The organism is Mariniflexile maritimum, from assembly GCF_009746565.1.
Lineage (GTDB): Bacteria > Bacteroidota > Bacteroidia > Flavobacteriales > Flavobacteriaceae > Mariniflexile > Mariniflexile maritimum.
The window spans coordinates 55,070-72,488 of record NZ_WRPN01000005.1 but is presented as its reverse complement, the minus strand read 5'-3'; the positions used below and the strand labels follow the sequence as shown (position 1 = coordinate 72,488).

The window sequence follows — 17,419 nt, the reverse complement described above, 5'->3', positions numbered from 1 at the left end:
GCTCTTTTTCTATGTTCTATGTTCTTACTCTATATTTTGTTTTCTATTTCTCTACTCAATGCGCTTATTTTCAACGTTCAACAACCAATTCCTTAAAAAAATTGGCGGGTAGCTCTGTTAAATCGTTAAAATTATAATCGGCGGCACTTAATGTTTTTTTGTTACCAATCCCTACGGACAACATTCGGGCGTTTTTGGCTGCTTCAATACCTGCGATGGCATCTTCAAACACAATACAGTTTTCTGGCGGAAGCTTTAATTTTTTGGCACCTATTAAAAAAACCTCTGGGTCGGGTTTTGCTTTTGAAACCGCGTTGCCGTCAACTATGCCGAAGAAACGATGGTACAATCCAATTTGGTTCAAAATCAATGTGGCATTTTTACTTGCCGAACCCAACACGTACTTAATGCCGAGGGCATCTAATTGGTCCAATAATTTTTCAACACCCGGAAGAATTTCATCGGCCCCCATTTTGGTTATGTAGGCTAAATAATCTTCATTTTTACTGGTAAGTATTTTTTGTTTTTCAGCTTCCGGTAGTGTTATCTGCCCGATATCCAACAAAATTTCCAAAGACCGAACGCGACTCACCCCTTTTAATAATTCGTTGTGGGCTTCCGTAAACTCGAAACCCAATGCATCGGCGCATTTTTTCCATGCCAGGAAATGATATTTTGCGGTATCTACAATTACACCGTCCAAATCGAAAATGACTCCTATTTTATCCATTTGTATTACCAAACCTTTTTAAGTAAAGGATTTATTATTAGTTGTGTTTTATTGAACAAGGTCATCTACATCCTTCACTTTATACACCAAGGCCGCTGCAACAAGGAAGCTTACGCCGCTTAGCATTAAAGCAAAAATTGCTTGATTGTTATAGGCATATTTAACCAGTGGCCCACCAATTAATGCATTGATTATTTGCGGAATAACAATAAAGAAATTGAAAATGCCCATATAAACCCCCATTTTTTTTGGAGAGATGGAACCGGCCAAAATAGCATAAGGCATTGCCAAGATACTGGCCCATGCAATACCTACCCCAACCATAGACACTAGCAACCAGTTTTTATCTGGCATAATGTAAATGGAAAGCAGCCCCAACCCGCCAATAATCAAAGAGGTGGCGTGGGTTTTTTTTCGACCCAGTTTTTTAGCGATGTATGGCAATGCAAAAGCATAAAATGCCGAAACCAGATTGTAAACCCCAAAAAGGATTCCAATCCAATCGCCTGCATTTTGGTATAATGGGCTATGACTATCTGTGTAGGGCAAACCGTAAATATGTTGCGCTATGGCAGGGGTTGCAAATACCCACATTCCAAAAAGACCAAACCAAGAAAAAAATTGTACCCAGCTTAATTGGCGCATGGTGGTAGGCATTTTTTTGAAATCGTCAAAAATGTCCATAAGGCTAGATTCCTTAAGGTCTTCATCGCTATTTACGTTTTCAGGTTCTGGATGCTCGTTCTGGAAATTTTGCAATGCTTCGGGAGTATATTCCTTGGTTGTTAAAACCGTTACCAAAATGGAAGCAATTAAAATAATGGCCCCAATTATAAACGAGAAGATTAAGTTTAAGGGCACTACAGCACCTGAAGCAGTATTAGAAACTCCAAACCAATTGGTTAAAACATAAGGCAACCACGACCCCACTACCGCCCCAAAACCTATAAGTGCGGTTTGAACGCTAAAGCCAAGGGTACGCTGGTCTGTTCTTAGGTTATCGCCTACCAAAGCCCGAAAAGGTTCCATGGCAATGTTAAACGACGCATCCATAATCATGAGCATGCCCGCACCCACCCAAAGGGCCGGTAGAAAAGCAATAAAAATGTCGGCTTGAGGCATTAAGATCAACCCAACGGAAGCTAAAATAGCGCCCACTAAAAAATAAGGCTTTCTTCTGCCAAATCGGTTCCAGGTTTTATCGCTGTAATGTCCAATAATGGGTTGCACGATCAGCCCCATTAAAGGTGCTATGATCCAAAACCACGAAAGTTCGTGTACATCGGCCCCGAAAATTTGAAGAATTCTACTGGCGTTGGCATTTTGTAGGGCAAAACCCATTTGTATTCCTAAGAAACCGAAACTCATGTTCCAAATTTCCCAGAAACTTAATTTACGCTTTTCCATTAAAATAGTATATTAAATGAATACTATTTTGATAAGCATGTACCTATCAAAACTTATTTTGAGAAGTGAAAATATAAGTTTTGATTTGCAGCAAAGATATAAAAGATTTTCTTGATTCCTAATAAAAAGTTTATCTAGTAGAATCTCTTTCAATTAAATCGGTTTCAATTACAATGGTCTTAAATTGTTCATTTGGTTCTTCGTCGAGCATAAAATCGTCGTTTTTATCATCCTGAAGCTCGAGCCTATCAATTAATAAATGTGCCGCTTGCTCGCCCATTTTTTGCCCGTGTTGACTTACGGTCGTTAAACTTGGGGTAGCGTGTTTTGATAGCACACCATCGGTAAAACCTATAACCTGTATGTGTTCCGGAATACTTAAGCCCAATTTTCGAGCTACCTTCATAGCCGTTACCGCATACAGTTCGTTAACGGCAAAAACCCCATCAATTTTGGCATTGCTTTTAAAAAATTGTTCGATTTCATTTTCTAAAATATCCAAATGCCCTTCCACATTTAATGCGTCTTCTACCTTTAAGATTAAATTGGCATCGGGGGTTATTTTACTGTCCTGTAACGCTTCCAAATAGCCCTGTGTGCGCAGTTTGCCCACGCTTACATAGTCCATGGTGGTTATTAAGGCAATGTGTTTGCAACCTGTTGAAATTAACTTCTTTACGGCTTTAATTGAACCCGAGAAATCATCAACAATCACCTTATCACAATCAACCTCACTTACCACCCGATCAAACATTACAATGGGCATGCCCTGGCTGATGGTGGCGTTAAAATGGTGGTAATCCTGTTTTAAAAGTGTTTCTTTTGAAATGGACAAAATAAACCCATCAATACTACCGTTGGCGAGCATTTCCATATTGATGATTTCCTTGGTAAACGATTCGTTTGAAAGCCCAACAATAACGTTATATCCGCGTTGGTTGGCAACCAGTTCGATACCGCGGATAACGGTTGAAAAGAAATGGTGCACAATTTCAGGGATTAGGATGCCAATGGTTTTTGTTTTTCTGTTTTTTAAACTTAAAGCAATATTATTGGGGCGGTAGTTGTACAGTTTTGCGAACGCCTGAATTTTTTGGGTGGTGTCTTCACTTATTTCTTTACTGTTGCTTAGGGCTTTGGAAACCGTAGAGATGGATACATCCAATTCGCGGGCTATTTGTTTTAGGGTTACTTTTCGTTTCATACAAAGGGTTGGTTGAATTTTCTAAAGTATCAAAATTCAATGTTCTAAAGATATTACTTTATTTTAAACGAAACAATTTATGCATATTCCCTGAAAACGCTTCATATTATGAAAAGTTGTCAACACGAAAACGTTTTCGCTGAGAATTTGATAATTGTATGTTATTTCTTTACACTAAATTTACATAGTTTTAACCCGAGAAGTGAAAATATAACTAAACTATTTAACACATTAATTTAACAAAATTATATGAAAACAACTACTATTAGTTTTCTGTTTTACATGCTTTTGGCCCCCATACTTATGTTTGGGCAAACAAAACTAACGGGAACAGTAACAGAACAAGCAACTTCGAGCCCGCTTCCGGGAGTGAATGTTGTAATTAAAAACACCACAACAGGAACGGCAACGGATTTTGACGGGAAATACCAAATCGACGTTAAAAAAGGAGACGTTATCCAGTTTTCTTATGTTGGCTATTTGCCCATGGAAGTAACCTATACAGGGCAACCCACTTTAAACGTTCAATTAAAAGAGGATGCTGCGCAATTGGATGAAATTGTGGTAATTGGGTATGGTTCTACCACCAAAAAGGATGCTACCGGTTCGGTTGAGTCGGTAACTTCGGAAGATTTTACCAGAGGTAACATTGTAACGCCCGAAAACTTATTAAGCGGTCGTGTTGCCGGTGTAAGCATCAATACCAGCGGTTCGCCGGGTTCGGGTTCTGAAATCAGGATTCGTGGCGGTTCGTCAATCAATGCTTCCAACAACCCACTTATCATTATTGATGGATTGCCTATCGATAATAATGGTGTAAACGGCTCCAACGGTATTTTGGCGACCATAAACCCTAATGATATTGATTCGTTCTCGGTTTTAAAGGACGCTTCGGCAACAGCCATCTACGGTTCGCGCGCATCAAACGGGGTTATCATCATTGTAACCAAAAAAGGGAAGTCCACTTTTAGCGCGACCTATGATGCCCAATACAGTTTTGGTGAATTAACCAAAAGAATAGGCGTGTTTTCGGGTGATGAGTTCAGGCAATTAATAACCTCGCAACCCGTAAACGGCACCACTTTAAACGAAAACTTATTGGGTACCGCTAGCACCAATTGGCAAGACGAAATTTTTAAAAACACCGTATCATCACAACATAATATCTCCATGCAGGGGTCGCTTTTTAAAGCCATACCTACCCGATTCTCATTTGGCGTTACCAACCAAGAAGGTGCGTTAATAACCTCCGATTTTGAACGCAGAAGCTTAGGTTTGGCCTTAAACCCATCAATGTTGGATGACCACCTTAAAATAAACCTAAACGCCAACCTATCGTTTGAAGACAACCGTTTTGCAGATACCGGCCAAATAGGCGCTGCTTTACAATACGACCCTTCGCAACCCGTTTACGATGAAACTTCACCTTTTGGCGGTTTTTATCAACACCGCGTTGGCACATTAATTTCAAATGGTACCACCAACCCTGTGGCCTCTTTATTGCAACGCTACAATTATGGTGATGCCAACAGAACCTATGGCAATTTGAATTTTGATTATAAGTTTCACTTTCTGCCCGAATTGCGTGCCGTATTGAATATTGGTTATGATGAAACCGAATCGGTAACTTTAGATTCCAATTCGTTTCTTCTTGCCACCAACGACCCTGTTAAAGGAAACGATTCACGTGGTTATCAAAAACGAACCAACAAATCGCTTGATGGGTATTTGAATTATAGCAAAGAATTTGGAAATGTACGCACCGAATTTATGACGGGCTACTCCTACCAAAAATTCACAAACTCTGGCGGCAATACCGGAAACAAACGAGATTCTGCTAGTTTCCCTAGTACTTTTGCCGACCCAGACGTTGTTTTAATAGGCTTTTTTGGTAGAGCCAATGTTACCTTATTGGACAAATATTTACTTACCGTAACCTATAGAAGAGATGGTACCTCACGTTTTAGCGAAAACAACCGTTGGGGCAATTTCCCTGCTGCGGCTTTAGCTTGGAACATAAGTGATGAAGACTTTCTAAAAAACTCAAAGACCCTTTCCAACTTAAAATTGAGAGTTGGCTATGGTATTACCGGCCAACAAGACATAAGTGGTAATAACGATATTTTCTTGAACCGTTACAGGGGTGGCGACCAAAACTCGCAATACCAATTTGGAAATAGCGTTATTGAATCGCTTATTGCTTCAGAAATAAACCCAGATTTAAAATGGGAAGAAACAACAACCCTTGAGTTTGGTTTAGATTACGGCTTGTTTAGCAATAAGGTTTCGGGCTCGTTAAACTTCTTCCAAAAAAACTCAACCGATTTATTGTTCACAGCTTCAGTTGCCGATGGGGCCAACTTCTCCAACAGCATCATCCAAAATATTGGCGAGCTTCAAATTCAAGGTATAGAATTTTCAATGAATGCCGATGTTGTTAAAACCGACGATGTAAACGTGAACTTCAACTTTAATGCAACCCTATTGAACAGGGAAATCACAAAATTGGCACTAGGGCAAGACGTTAGAACCGGAGGCATTTCTGGTGGAACCGGAAACAACATCCAATTATTAAGAGAGGGTGAAGCACCCAACTCATTTAGCGTTTTCAAACAATTATATGATACTGCTGGCAACCCTGTTGAAGGTGCCTATGTTGATTTGAATGGCGATAACGTTATTAACGACAACGACCGTTACTTAAAGGAAAACCCAAATGCCGATGTTATTTTAGGTTTCCAATCGAACATCAATTACAAAAACTTCGATTTATCGTTCAACTTACGGGCCAACCTTGGAAATTATGCCTACAACAACGTAAATTCCTCGAAAGCTCAATACGAACGCTTATTGGATAACTCGGTATTGGCCAATTTACCAAAATCGGTACTGAATACCAGCTTCCAAAGAACATCCGATGTTATCATATCAGATATTTATGTGGAAGATGCTTCCTTCCTAAAAATGGACAACATCAGTTTAGGTTACACCTTTGGAAACATATCAAAAACCCTTAAAAGCATCCGTTTATGGGCCGGTGTTCAAAACGTGTTCACTATAACCAATTATAGCGGATTAGACCCAGAGGTTTTTGGTGGTATCGATAATTCTATTTACCCAAGGCCAAGAACCATTTTAACTGGCGCTAATTTTAAATTTTAAAAAAAATGATTATGAAAACAAGATTTAAAATACACAAAACATTAGGTATTATTGGCATTTTTGCCGCGGTACTTTACTCATGTACCGGCGATCTGGACATTACGCCTAAAGACGACCAAACCACATTGAGCGAAGAGCTGTTTAAAAACGAAACCGCTTACAAACAAGTGTTGGCAGGTATCTACGCCAATTTAGCACTAACCGGAACCGATGGTGCAGGCAGTTCAAACCTAAAAAATATCGATCCCGGTACCAGCCAATTTGGGCGCGTGCTGCTATATGTACAATCGCTTTCGGCCGATGAAATGATCTGGTCCTATGAAAACGACCCTGGAGCACGTGAAATACAACGCAATATCTGGACTGCACAAAACCCATTATTGTTGGGAATGTTCAGTAGAGCGCATCTATCGATAGCCTTGGCAAATAACTTTTTAAGAGAAACTACCGATGCTAAATTAGACAGTAGAAACGTATCGGCAGCAACACGAACTGAAATTGTTACCTACCGTGCCGAAGCTCGTTTAATGCGTGCCATGGCTTATTATTACATGATGGATATTTTTGGAAAGGCTAATTTTACAACGGAAGACGATGCGCTAAACTCGCAACCCCCCGTTTACGATAGAGCACAATTATTCACTTTTATAGAAACCGAATTAAAAGATATTGATGCCGATTTGGTAGCACCAAGACAAAACCAATACGGTAGGGCCGATAAAGCGGTAGCCTATATGATTTTGGCCAAAATGTATCTAAACGCCCAAGTATATATTAACGAGAACAAATATACCGATTGCATTACCTATTGCGAGAAAATAATTGGCGGCGGCTATAGTTTGGCTACTAAATATCTGGACAATTTTAAGGCAGATAACAATACCAATTCTGCAACGACCGAAATTATTTTCCCTATCATTTCCGATGGTTTAACCACACAAAACTATGGGCCAACAACGGTTATGATTAATGGCTCTGTTGGTAGCTTGGAAGTGAATGGCTCTGAAGTTGGCGTTTCTGCCGGCGGATGGGGCGGTGCACTAAGAGTTAGAAAACAATTAGCCAACGTGTTCGGGCCCGCTTTTGCAAACGACGATAGAAATACCATCATTTCAAATGGGCGTTCTATTGATATTACGGATATTTCCGATAAGGATTCTGGTTATATTTTACAAAAATATTCCAATGCGAAATCTGCCGGCGGCTTTGGTAGCGACCAAACATTTGTAGATACCGATTTCCCTTTATTCAGATTGGCCGACGTATATTTAATGTATGCTGAAGCCCATTTAAGAGGTGGCGGTGGTAGCTTAACAACCGCGGTAGGCTACATAAATGCGTTAAGAACCAGGGCCAAAAACACCAATACTATTGGTTCGGGAGAATTAACCTTGGATCTCATATTGGATGAACGCGCCAGGGAACTCCATTGGGAAGCCCACCGAAGACAAGATTTAATTAGATTTGGCAAATTTACGGGCGGAAATTACAATTGGGCCTGGAAAGGCAACGGTAGCAACGGTATCGCGCTTCCTGCTTATTTCAAACTTTACCCCATACCAACAGCTAGTATGGCTGCAAATCCTAATCTTACTCAAAATCCAGGGTACTAACACTAAAAGAATTTGAAATGAAGAATTTGAAAAAAATATCAACTTTTATACTATCAGCTCTAGCAATATCGCTGTTTAGTTCATGTACGGATACCACCGATACTTTTGAAGTTTCGAGTACCGAGCCCGTTGTTTTATCCGATTTAGCCATCAATAAAATTGAGCTAGATGCCGTAAACATCAACAATCCTGCCTTAACATTAAGCTGGACAACTGCCGATTACGGTCAGCAGGCATCCATTAATTATAGTGTACAAATGGCAAGTGACCAAGCGTTTACCAATGCTGCTACGGTAGCTACCGTAAATGGAAACAATACCGTTACACTTTCTGTAAGCGAATTAAATGCCGCAGCAGGCAGCGTGGGCTTATCCCCATTCGTTTGGAGTACCATTTACGCCAGGGTAGTGTCGTCCATAGGAACACAAAACGGTTTGCCAGTGGCATCCAATAGTGTTAATTTTAAGGTGTACCCCTATTTTAACTATAAATTTAAAGACTATTATTTAGTAGGAAATGGTACCGCACCCGGATGGAACAACAACGATAACAACCCTGCGCTATTCAGGGAAAGCGGCAACAGCAATCAATATTACTACATAGGCTATTTTAAAAAGGCAAGTGCCGATTTTAACGAAGGCAGATTCAAAATTTTAGAATCCAGAGGCTTATGGCAACCACAATGGGGCGTTACTGAAAACGAAGGAAGCGACACCGTAAAACCTGCCGGCGAAATGGCGGGAAATCCTGGAACACAATCTGGCGACCCCGGACGTTTTGGTGTTACCGCTAGCGGCTATTATAAGTTCACTTTTAACTTTTCCACAAAAAAATATACCATGGCTGCTTATGATGCTTCTGCTGCCCCCAATTTTACGGGCATGGAAATACAAGGTTCGGCCACTACTACCAAAGCAATGACGAAATCTGCTTTTGACGGTCATATCTGGAATTTAAAAAGTGTGCGCTTGGTGCCCGGAAACTTACAGTTTAAAACCAATACGGGCGCTGTTTGGGCTGGAATTACCCAATTTTCGGGTATAGCTAAAGTTAACGGCGGAAATATTCCCGTTGTTGTTGAAGACGATTACGAAATTTGGTTTAACGACCTTGATGGCAGTTATATCATGATTCCCTTGAATTTATAATCATTAAAAAAAATCGATATGAATTTATATATAAAAAAATTAAGTTTCCTTTTCCTTTCACTGGCACTTGTTTTTACAGCTTGTGAAACCGAGGAAAGCATCTCCATAACCAAACCAGACCCTGCATTTGTTTTGCAAGAACCTGGCATTAGCAATGTATTTTTAAATTTTGCATTGCCAAATAACCCAGCTTTTACCATTACTTGGAACGATGAAGTAACCGGAAGCGCCTCCTATAAAGTGGAAATGGCTACCGATGCCGATTTTACAGCACCCGTATTATTGGGCACTACGGAGACCAAAAACTTCACGATGTCGGTTACAAGTTTCAACCAGTCGTTAAGTTCGATTAACATACAATCTTATGCCAGCACCGGCATCTATATGCGGGTATTGGCAGGCAACACGAGCTCGAATGTTGTTTTGTTTCAAGTTTCAAAATTCCCAGTAACCGCACCAAGTATTACAAGCCCTAACAACGGTTTTAGTGTGGTTCTTTTGAATGAAAAAGCCGATGAAACAGCGTTAACCGTTACTTGGAATGATCCCGAAATTGGGCAAAACAGTAACATTACCATTGATTACGACGTAGAAATGGCACTTGCCGGAACAAATTTTGCGGCAGCCACCGTAATTGGCACCACCAACAGCACCACGTTTTCCATTAAACACAAAGCGCTTAACGATTTGGTAATTGCTAGTGGTGGCATACCTGATATTGCTTCCAATTTTGACTTCAGGATCAAGGCGAAAGTAAAATCAGCTTCAGGGGAATTAAGTAGGATTTCCAATAAAACAACGGTTTCGCTTAAAGCATATAAAGTGCCCATTCCCGATAATTTATTTATGGTTGGTGCACATAACGGTTGGAACAATAATGATGCAACCCAAAAATTTTATAATAACGGTAAAGGCGTGTTTGTAAAAGTACAGGCATTTAGTGCCAATGATGAGTTTAAAATGATTCCAAACTCTGGATCTTGGGATGGTGATTATGGCGAAGACCCTGCAAATGCCGGAAAAATTCTTCAAGATGGTGAAAGCAACATTAAGGTAGCCAGTGCCGGTAACTATGTGGTGATTGTTAACTTTAATACCCTAAGCTTTAAAATGTCGAAAATTGACAACCTCTACATGGTTGGTGCCCATAATGGTTGGAACAATGGCGATGCTACACAAAAGTTTAACACTACCGGAAATGGCGTATTTACAAGAATACAAACCTTTGCTGCCGGCGACGAATTTAAAATGGTACCCACTTCAGGTTCATGGGATGGCGATTGGGCGGAAAGTAAAACAACACCCAACATGCTCGAGCAAGACGATGAACAAAACATTAAAGTTACTGCAGCTGGAACTTTTATGGTCACCATCGATTTTAATACCTTGTCCTATTCATTAACCGAAGTGCCACAGAACCTATATTTAGTTGGTTCACCCAATGGTTGGAACAATGCCACCGCACCTGCTTTTACAAAGGTTTCTGAAGGGCTGTTCACTATCAATCAAGCGTTAACAGCGTCCGATGAATTCAAATTCCTACCCGTTCAAGGTTCTTGGAACAACGATTGGGGCGCCAGTAAAAAATATGCTGGTATGCTTGTAAGGGATGATGAAGACAATGTGAAGTCTCCAGGCACTGGAACATACACCATAACCGTCGATTTCAATAAAGGCACCTATAGTGTAAATTAGGCTTAAATTAATCATTAAAAAGCGGTGGTATAAAAAGTGCTTTCATCAGACTATACTTTTTATACTGCCTCTTTTTTTCTAAAACAACTAGATTATGAAAAAAATTACAATTCTTTTATTACTAATTTTCTCGTTATCTGCATTTTCACAACAACAAACGGTTACTTACAGCATCTCTCCTTCCCCTTTCAATGAAGGCGATGCCATTACCATCACTTTTAATGGCTCTAGCATTAACGAAGCCACTTGGGGCGTATCAAACAATGCGCTCTATCTATGGGCATGGTCTTATGATTTGAATGATAGCAACTCGCAAGATTGCCCAACTAATGGCACTTGGAACAATTCCAATGAAGCCAATAAACTTACTTACAATGCTGGTTCCGATACCTATACCATCTCCTTTACACCTACAACATTTTATGCTAGAACAAATATTGGTCGAATAGGTTTTTTAATAAAAACTAAAACTGGCAATGGCCAAAGTCAGGATATTTTATCAGAAGTAGGCTCCTTTCAAGCAAGCTTAACAAATCCACTCGAAAACAGCGTTAACTTATTAACCTCAGGAAGCAGTTTAAACATTACCGCAACCAATACCAATGGCAACGCCAGTTACAACTTAAAGGCTAATGGTGTGAGCATCAATACAAACCCCGCAACATCTAGTTATGCCTTCAACCATACAAATATCACTTCTAACCAAAACTATCAACTGGAAATTACGCAGGCAGCCACAACCATCATAAAAAAGTTTTCAGTAATTGTAAACCCAAATGTGCCAAATCAAGCACTTCCCGCAGGTTTGGTTGAAGGCATTAATTACAACCCCAACGATGCCACCAAAGCAACCTTGGTATTAGATGCTCCATATAAAGATTTTGTATATGTAGCGGGCAGTTTCAACAATTGGCAACCCAACGCAACGTATGCCATGAAAAAAGACCCTTCTAGCAGCAAGTTTTGGTTGGAACTTACTGGGTTAACTCCCGGCAACATTGAAACTTACCAATATTGGGTGGTAAAACAAAGTCCTGTTCCAAATTCACCTATATTGGTTAAAACAGCCGACCCTTTCTCGACGCTTGTTTTATCGCCTTTTGACGACCCCGGAATTCCCAATGCTACCTATCCAAACTTGCCTGCTTACCCAACGGGACATGAACGTGAGGTTACGGTACTTCAAACAGGAAAGGCAAACTACCCGTGGCAGGTCACTAATTTTTCAAAACCTAAAAAAGAAGATTTAATTATTTATGAAGTGCTTATCAGGGATTTTGATGCCGATAGGAACTTTCAGGATGTGATTGACAAAATAGATTACTTCAAAAACCTAAACATCAACGCCATTGAATTGATGCCCATCATGGAATTTGAAGGCAATGAAAGCTGGGGCTACAATACCACCTTTCACATGGCTCTGGACAAATTTTATGGTACCGAGGATAAATTGAGGGAACTTGTTGATGTGTGCCACCAAAACGGTATAGCGGTAATTTTGGATGTGGCCTTAAACCATGCCTTTGGAAGAAACCCCATGATAAGAATGTGGATGAACGACCCCGATGGCGATGGTTGGGGTGGCCCTTCGTTTGAAAACCCCTATTTCAATACCACTGCAAAACACAGTTACAGCGTGGGCGAAGATTTTAACCATCAAAGTATTTACACCCAAAACTATGTGAAACGGGTTGTAAAACATTGGATTGAAGACTTTAAAATTGATGGTTTCCGTTGGGACTTAACCAAAGGTTTTACCCAAAATTGCACCAGTGGCGATCAAAACTGCACCAATTCTTACCAACTAGACCGCGTAAATGTGTTAAAAGCGTATGCCGATTACTCGTGGAGCTTGGACCAAACCCATTATGTAATCTTTGAGCATTTGGGTGGCGATTCCGAAGAACAAGAATGGGCCAATTACAGGTTGGGCGATGCCATACCAAAAGGTATTATGATGTGGAGCGAAATATGGAATTCCTATAAAAACCTAGCCCAAGGACAAGCAGGCGATATTAATTTTGATAGAATGGGACATACGGCCCATGGGTTTACCGGCAAACGCGCGTTAGGCTATCCTGAAAGCCATGACAAAGACCGCATCATGTATGAAATGACCCAGTTTGGTGTTACCAGCAACCCATCGCACAACGTTCGGGACTTGAACACCGCCTTATTAAGAATGTCTGCACTTGGTGCTGTAACCATTCCTATTCCCGGGCCTAAAATGATTTGGCACTTTGCCGATTTAGGTATGAACAACTCCATCTGGACCTGTACCAATGGCGTGGTTAATTCAGATTATGATGGCAATAACGATGGCGATTGTAAATTATCAACCAAACCACAACTGCAGTGGGCAAACAATTGGTTGGGAAATGCCAATAGAAATAAAATATATAACGATTGGTCGCGACTTAACCATCTAAAAATAAACGAAGCTGTGTTTGAAGGCAACTATGTGATTAACTCAGGTTCTCAAACACCGCGCATCAGCATTTATACAGGGTCTGAAACCACGCCTGGGTCCGACTTAAAAAATGTCATCATCATTGCTAATTTTTCAGTATCGAGCCAAAACGTAAATCCTAATTTTCCATATACTGGCACTTGGTACAATTTAATGGATAACTCCACGTTTAATGTTGCAAACACTTCAGATGTCATTCCTTTAGGCGCAGGCCAGTTTAGGATATTTGGCAATAAACCAGCAACCTTAAGCACCAATACCATAAAAACAACTACGGAATTGATTTTATACCCAAATCCTGTTAAAGACACCTTCTCTGTTAATAAAAAAATAGAAGCGTTAACCATTCACGACATAACCGGAAAAGTGGTAAAATCATTTAAAGGAAACTTTGGCGAGAACCATGAATTTAGCATCTCGAATTTACCGGCAAGCTTATACATTGTTAAAATTACCAACGATGCAAAAGAAGAAAACACTTTAAAAATTATAAAATTGAATTGATTTTTTTGTGGCTAATTGTTTGAAGAGCTTCCCGTTCAAATATCGGGGAGCTTTTCTGTTTTTAAATACTATTTTTTAGATGGAAACCCTTTAATCTTGTATATATAGCCGTGGTTATTTACAGACGACACCTTCCTTGAATTTACATTCTTTGTAGTTTTTAAAATGGTTTACAACAGTACAGATGTTATTGTAAGTTTTAACCAACGATTTGTTACACTTGCTATGAATATTAATTTCAAATTCGGCAGTAGTGGTCTGGATTAGATATATGAAGAAGTACCCATTGGGAAAATTAACCTTTAAACCATCGTCATAATCTTGTTGGTACAGCGTAAATTCATCGCTCATCCAATTGAGCAATTTTTTATAATCATCGAGGGAACCTAAATGTTCGCGCCATATATAGCTATAACTTGAATTTTTAAATTCCGGCACCATGGAGTTTTTATAAATTTTATAGGAATGTAGAGTTCAATTACGGGTTGGACCCTACATTCTTTTTTTGGGTTTGAATTACTTTTAATTGCTTATACCTAGTAGTGCCATCTTACAAAAGCTTCCATAGCGGCATAATGTGCGAGCCCTAATTGGTTGTAAAGTGCCGCGGTTTCGCTATTTCTATCTTCGGCACGTTGCCAAAACTCCCTACTATCGGCTCCTTGGAATACCACCCCATCTTTTTGTGATTGGTGCTTAAAGATGCCTTTTCGTTTTTCCAAAACTTGGTCTGGGCCCATGGGTACTGCCATTTCAATTTCGTCAATACCCCACTCTTGCCATGCGCCTCTATATAGCCACAACCAGCAATCTTTCATGAATTTTTTAGGTTTCAGTTCTTTAACCGCAGCAAAAACAGCATCTAAACATACTTTATGGGTTCCGTGTGGATCGGCCAAATCGCCCGCAGCATATATTTGGTGGGGTTTAATTTTTTCGATTAAATCCATCGTTATTTGAATATCGGTTTCACTTAAAGGCTTTTTAGTTATTTCACCGGTTTCATAAAATGGCAGTTCCATAAAATGGATTTGCTCGTCGGGAACACCAACAAAATGGCAGGTAGCGCGGGCTTCACCTTTTCTAATGAGTCCTTTGATGTAACGAACCTCTTCCGTATCAATTTCACTTGATTTTTTATTTTTCAAAAATTCGGCTGCACGTTTATAAATGGTGTCGGCCGCTTTATTTTCAATTCCGAATTTATTATTATAATCGCACACAAAACTTGCAAAACGGAGTGCCTCATCATCGGCAACGGCAATATTTCCTGATGTTTGGTAGCCTACGTGCACTTCATGGCCCTGTTCTTGCAAACGTTTAAAAGTACCTCCCATGCTAATAATATCATCGTCGGGATGCGGACTAAAAATAAGCACCCGTTTTTTGGCAGGTTCAGCGCGTTCCGGACGTTTGCTGTCGTCGGCATTTGGTTTACCTCCCGGCCAACCCGTGATGGTGTTTTGTAACTTATTGAAAATATGGATGTTAATATCGTATGCGGGTCCAGAATCGGCCAACAAATCACTCATACCGTTCTCGATGTAATCGGCATCGGTAAGCATTAAAATGGGTTTCTTTAAATCGAGAGCTAAGTTTAAAACCGCTTTTCGGATTAATTTATCTGTCCAAACAATTTTTTCAACCAACCATGGTGAGTTGATACGTGTTAATTTTGAAGCTGCTTCCCTATCCAGCACAAAAGTAGCATTGTTATGCTCTTGCAAGTAAGATGCCGGCACCCGACTGGTTACCTCACCCTCTGTTGACGCATTAATAATGTTCGATTTTCTTTCGCCCCAAGCCAGGAGAATGACTCTTTTGGCTTCCATAATTTTTTTAACGCCCAAGGTAATCGCGGTTCTTGGGGTTTTATCCAAACTGCCAAAATCGCCACTCGCCGCTACCCTTGTAATATGGTCCAGCGCCACCAAACGCGTTTTTGAATTTTGTAGCGACCCCGATTCGTTAAAACCAATATGGCCATTGCCACCTATGCCTAAAATTTGCAAATCGATACCGCCCAAGGCATCAATTTTTGCTTCGTACTGGTCGCAGTAATCGGCAATGTCCTCTTTAGAAAGCAGTCCATCTGGAACATGGTAATTTTCAGGCAAAATATCAACATGGTTGAACAATTGCTCTTTCATAAAACGCACGTAACTATTTACCGAATCGGGTTCCATGGGGTAATATTCATCTAAATTGAAGGACACGACGTTTTTAAAGCTCAAGCCTTCCTCTTTGTGCAAACGCACCAATTCGGCATACAGGCCTTTAGGAGAAGACCCGGTTGCCAAACCTAAAATACAGGGTTGTTTTTGTGCTTGTTTGACTCTAATAAGATCAGCGATCTCCCTTGCTACGGCCTTGGATGCCACGGTTGAATTCTCAAAAACTACGGTTCCTATTTTTTCAAAACGTTTCTCGAATCCTGTTGCTTTGTCTATACTGCTCTTTAACATATTTATGCTTTTTTTATATGAATTTCACTTTATTTGTTTTTGCCCAAAATTTTATCCAGAACCCAACCGGTATGTGTTGCGGTACTTCCTGTTGATGGATGAATAGCATTATTTAATAAATGCTTCTTCATGTTTTGTACATGATAGAATTGCACATTTTCGGGATGTTCGATGGTAAGGCGCTCCTCTTGATTTCCAGATTCCAAAACAAGGGGGTTTTCATCAAAAACCGAAAACGTTATTTTGCCTTTGCTACCATAAATTTGAACGGTATCCTCTCTTTTTTCGCTTCCAAAATTCCAACTTCCAGAACCTGTAACGCCCGATTTATGAACCCAATAGCCCGTAACGGCATCCATGGCCGTATATAAACCTTGTTGATTGACGGCTGTTCCATTTGCATTTTCAATGTCACCTAAAAAGTGAATAAATAAATCGATACCATGTGATGCCAGATCATCAAAATAACCACCGTATGCAATTTTTATATCGGTACGCCAATTATATGCTTTTGACAGGTCGATGGCATTGGCCGGTTTGCTTAAATGCCAACTGATGTGCCTTACCTCGCCTATTTTGCCTGCTTCCAGCCAACTTTTAATTTGTTCAAACCTAGGGAGCGAACGCCGGTAATAGGCCACAAACAATGGGATGTTTTTTTCCAAGAAAGCGTTATTCACTAAAACGCTCTCCTGGAAAGTAGGTGCCATGGGTTTTTCTATGCAACAAGTTTTTCCTGCCGCTGCAACTTTTAATGCGTAAAAAGCGTGGGTATCGGGAGGTGTGGCAATATAGACGGCATCAATTTCTGGGTCGTTTATCAATTCATCTGCATTGCCATAAAATTTAGGAACGTTATGCCGCGATGCATAGTCTTTTGCTTTTTCAACATCGCGACGCATAACGGCATGCAGTTCGAATCCTTCCACTTTTTGGTAGGCGGGACCACTTTTAAGTTCGGTAACATTGCCACAACCAATTATGCCCCACCTGTAAATATTATTCATTTTTAAACCTATTT

Annotated in this window: 11 protein-coding genes; 5 read left to right on the top strand and 6 right to left on the bottom strand. The window is 40.1% G+C overall.

All coding sequences use genetic code 11. The annotated features are described in order from the left end of the window. Positions 1-70 precede the first annotated feature (70 nt). From pgmB to GQO80_RS08655, 3 genes are all read right to left on the bottom strand, one after another. Entirely contained in the window at positions 71-730 is a 660-nt protein-coding gene (gene pgmB / locus GQO80_RS08665) for a beta-phosphoglucomutase (protein WP_157207959.1), read from the bottom strand. Positions 731-778: 48 nt separating this feature from the next. Then, entirely contained in the window at positions 779-2,137 is a 1,359-nt protein-coding gene (locus GQO80_RS08660; protein WP_157207958.1) for an MFS transporter, read from the bottom strand. Between the two features lie 130 nt (positions 2,138-2,267). Then, complete coding sequence (locus tag GQO80_RS08655) at positions 2,268-3,341, bottom strand: LacI family DNA-binding transcriptional regulator (protein WP_157207957.1); 1,074 nt, start codon at positions 3,339-3,341, stop codon at positions 2,268-2,270. Between the two features lie 249 nt (positions 3,342-3,590). Between GQO80_RS08655 and GQO80_RS08650 the strand changes: the two genes are divergently transcribed. The 5 genes from GQO80_RS08650 (at position 3,591) to GQO80_RS08630 (ending at position 13,933) form a co-directional block, all read left to right on the top strand. Further along, entirely contained in the window at positions 3,591-6,503 is a 2,913-nt protein-coding gene (locus GQO80_RS08650) for a SusC/RagA family TonB-linked outer membrane protein (RefSeq protein ID WP_157207956.1), read from the top strand. Between the two features lie 11 nt (positions 6,504-6,514). Continuing rightward, positions 6,515-8,116 carry a RagB/SusD family nutrient uptake outer membrane protein gene (locus GQO80_RS08645; RefSeq protein WP_157207955.1) on the top strand — a complete coding sequence of 534 codons (1,602 nt, stop codon included), beginning with the start codon at positions 6,515-6,517 and terminating at the stop codon, positions 8,114-8,116. A gap of 17 nt (positions 8,117-8,133) precedes the next feature. Beyond that, positions 8,134-9,264 (top strand): SusE domain-containing protein, encoded by a 1,131-nt coding sequence (locus GQO80_RS08640; RefSeq protein WP_157207954.1) that lies wholly within the window; start codon positions 8,134-8,136, stop codon positions 9,262-9,264. Between the two features lie 18 nt (positions 9,265-9,282). Beyond that, complete coding sequence (locus GQO80_RS08635) at positions 9,283-10,959, top strand: SusE domain-containing protein (RefSeq protein ID WP_157207953.1); 1,677 nt, start codon at positions 9,283-9,285, stop codon at positions 10,957-10,959. 94 nt (positions 10,960-11,053) lie between these two features. Beyond that, positions 11,054-13,933 carry an alpha-amylase family glycosyl hydrolase gene (locus GQO80_RS08630; RefSeq protein WP_157207952.1) on the top strand — a complete coding sequence of 960 codons (2,880 nt, stop codon included), beginning with the start codon at positions 11,054-11,056 and terminating at the stop codon, positions 13,931-13,933. 114 nt (positions 13,934-14,047) lie between these two features. On the opposite strand, the gene GQO80_RS08625 is transcribed toward GQO80_RS08630, so the two are convergent. The 3 genes from GQO80_RS08625 to GQO80_RS08615 form a co-directional block, all read right to left on the bottom strand. Continuing rightward, a complete protein-coding gene (locus GQO80_RS08625) occupies positions 14,048-14,374 on the bottom strand; it encodes a hypothetical protein (RefSeq protein WP_157207951.1) in 327 nt (108 codons plus the stop codon). A 95-nt stretch (positions 14,375-14,469) separates the two neighbouring features. Next, the gene (gene nagB / locus GQO80_RS08620; RefSeq protein WP_157207950.1) at positions 14,470-16,398 is read right to left on the bottom strand and encodes a glucosamine-6-phosphate deaminase; all 1,929 of its coding nucleotides are present in this window, start codon (positions 16,396-16,398) and stop codon (positions 14,470-14,472) included. Between the two features lie 29 nt (positions 16,399-16,427). After that, the gene (locus tag GQO80_RS08615) at positions 16,428-17,405 is read right to left on the bottom strand and encodes a Gfo/Idh/MocA family protein (protein WP_157207949.1); all 978 of its coding nucleotides are present in this window, start codon (positions 17,403-17,405) and stop codon (positions 16,428-16,430) included. Positions 17,406-17,419 lie beyond the last annotated feature (14 nt).

Bases quoted from the DNA above. Each gene is read 5' to 3' on its own strand.
- GQO80_RS08660 (WP_157207958.1), bottom strand. From the start codon at position 2,137: ATGGAAAAGCGTAAATTAAGTTTCTGGGAAATTTGGAACATGAGTTTC.
- GQO80_RS08640 (WP_157207954.1), top strand. From the start codon at position 8,134: ATGAAGAATTTGAAAAAAATATCAACTTTTATACTATCAGCTCTAGCA.
- GQO80_RS08635 (WP_157207953.1), top strand. From the start codon at position 9,283: ATGAATTTATATATAAAAAAATTAAGTTTCCTTTTCCTTTCACTGGCA.
- GQO80_RS08630 (WP_157207952.1), top strand. From the start codon at position 11,054: ATGAAAAAAATTACAATTCTTTTATTACTAATTTTCTCGTTATCTGCA.
- pgmB (WP_157207959.1), bottom strand. From the start codon at position 730: ATGGATAAAATAGGAGTCATTTTCGATTTGGACGGTGTAATTGTAGAT.
- GQO80_RS08625 (WP_157207951.1), bottom strand. From the start codon at position 14,374: ATGGTGCCGGAATTTAAAAATTCAAGTTATAGCTATATATGGCGCGAA.
- GQO80_RS08615 (WP_157207949.1), bottom strand. From the start codon at position 17,405: ATGAATAATATTTACAGGTGGGGCATAATTGGTTGTGGCAATGTTACC.
- GQO80_RS08650 (WP_157207956.1), top strand. From the start codon at position 3,591: ATGAAAACAACTACTATTAGTTTTCTGTTTTACATGCTTTTGGCCCCC.
- nagB (WP_157207950.1), bottom strand. From the start codon at position 16,398: ATGTTAAAGAGCAGTATAGACAAAGCAACAGGATTCGAGAAACGTTTT.
- GQO80_RS08655 (WP_157207957.1), bottom strand. From the start codon at position 3,341: ATGAAACGAAAAGTAACCCTAAAACAAATAGCCCGCGAATTGGATGTA.
- GQO80_RS08645 (WP_157207955.1), top strand. From the start codon at position 6,515: ATGAAAACAAGATTTAAAATACACAAAACATTAGGTATTATTGGCATT.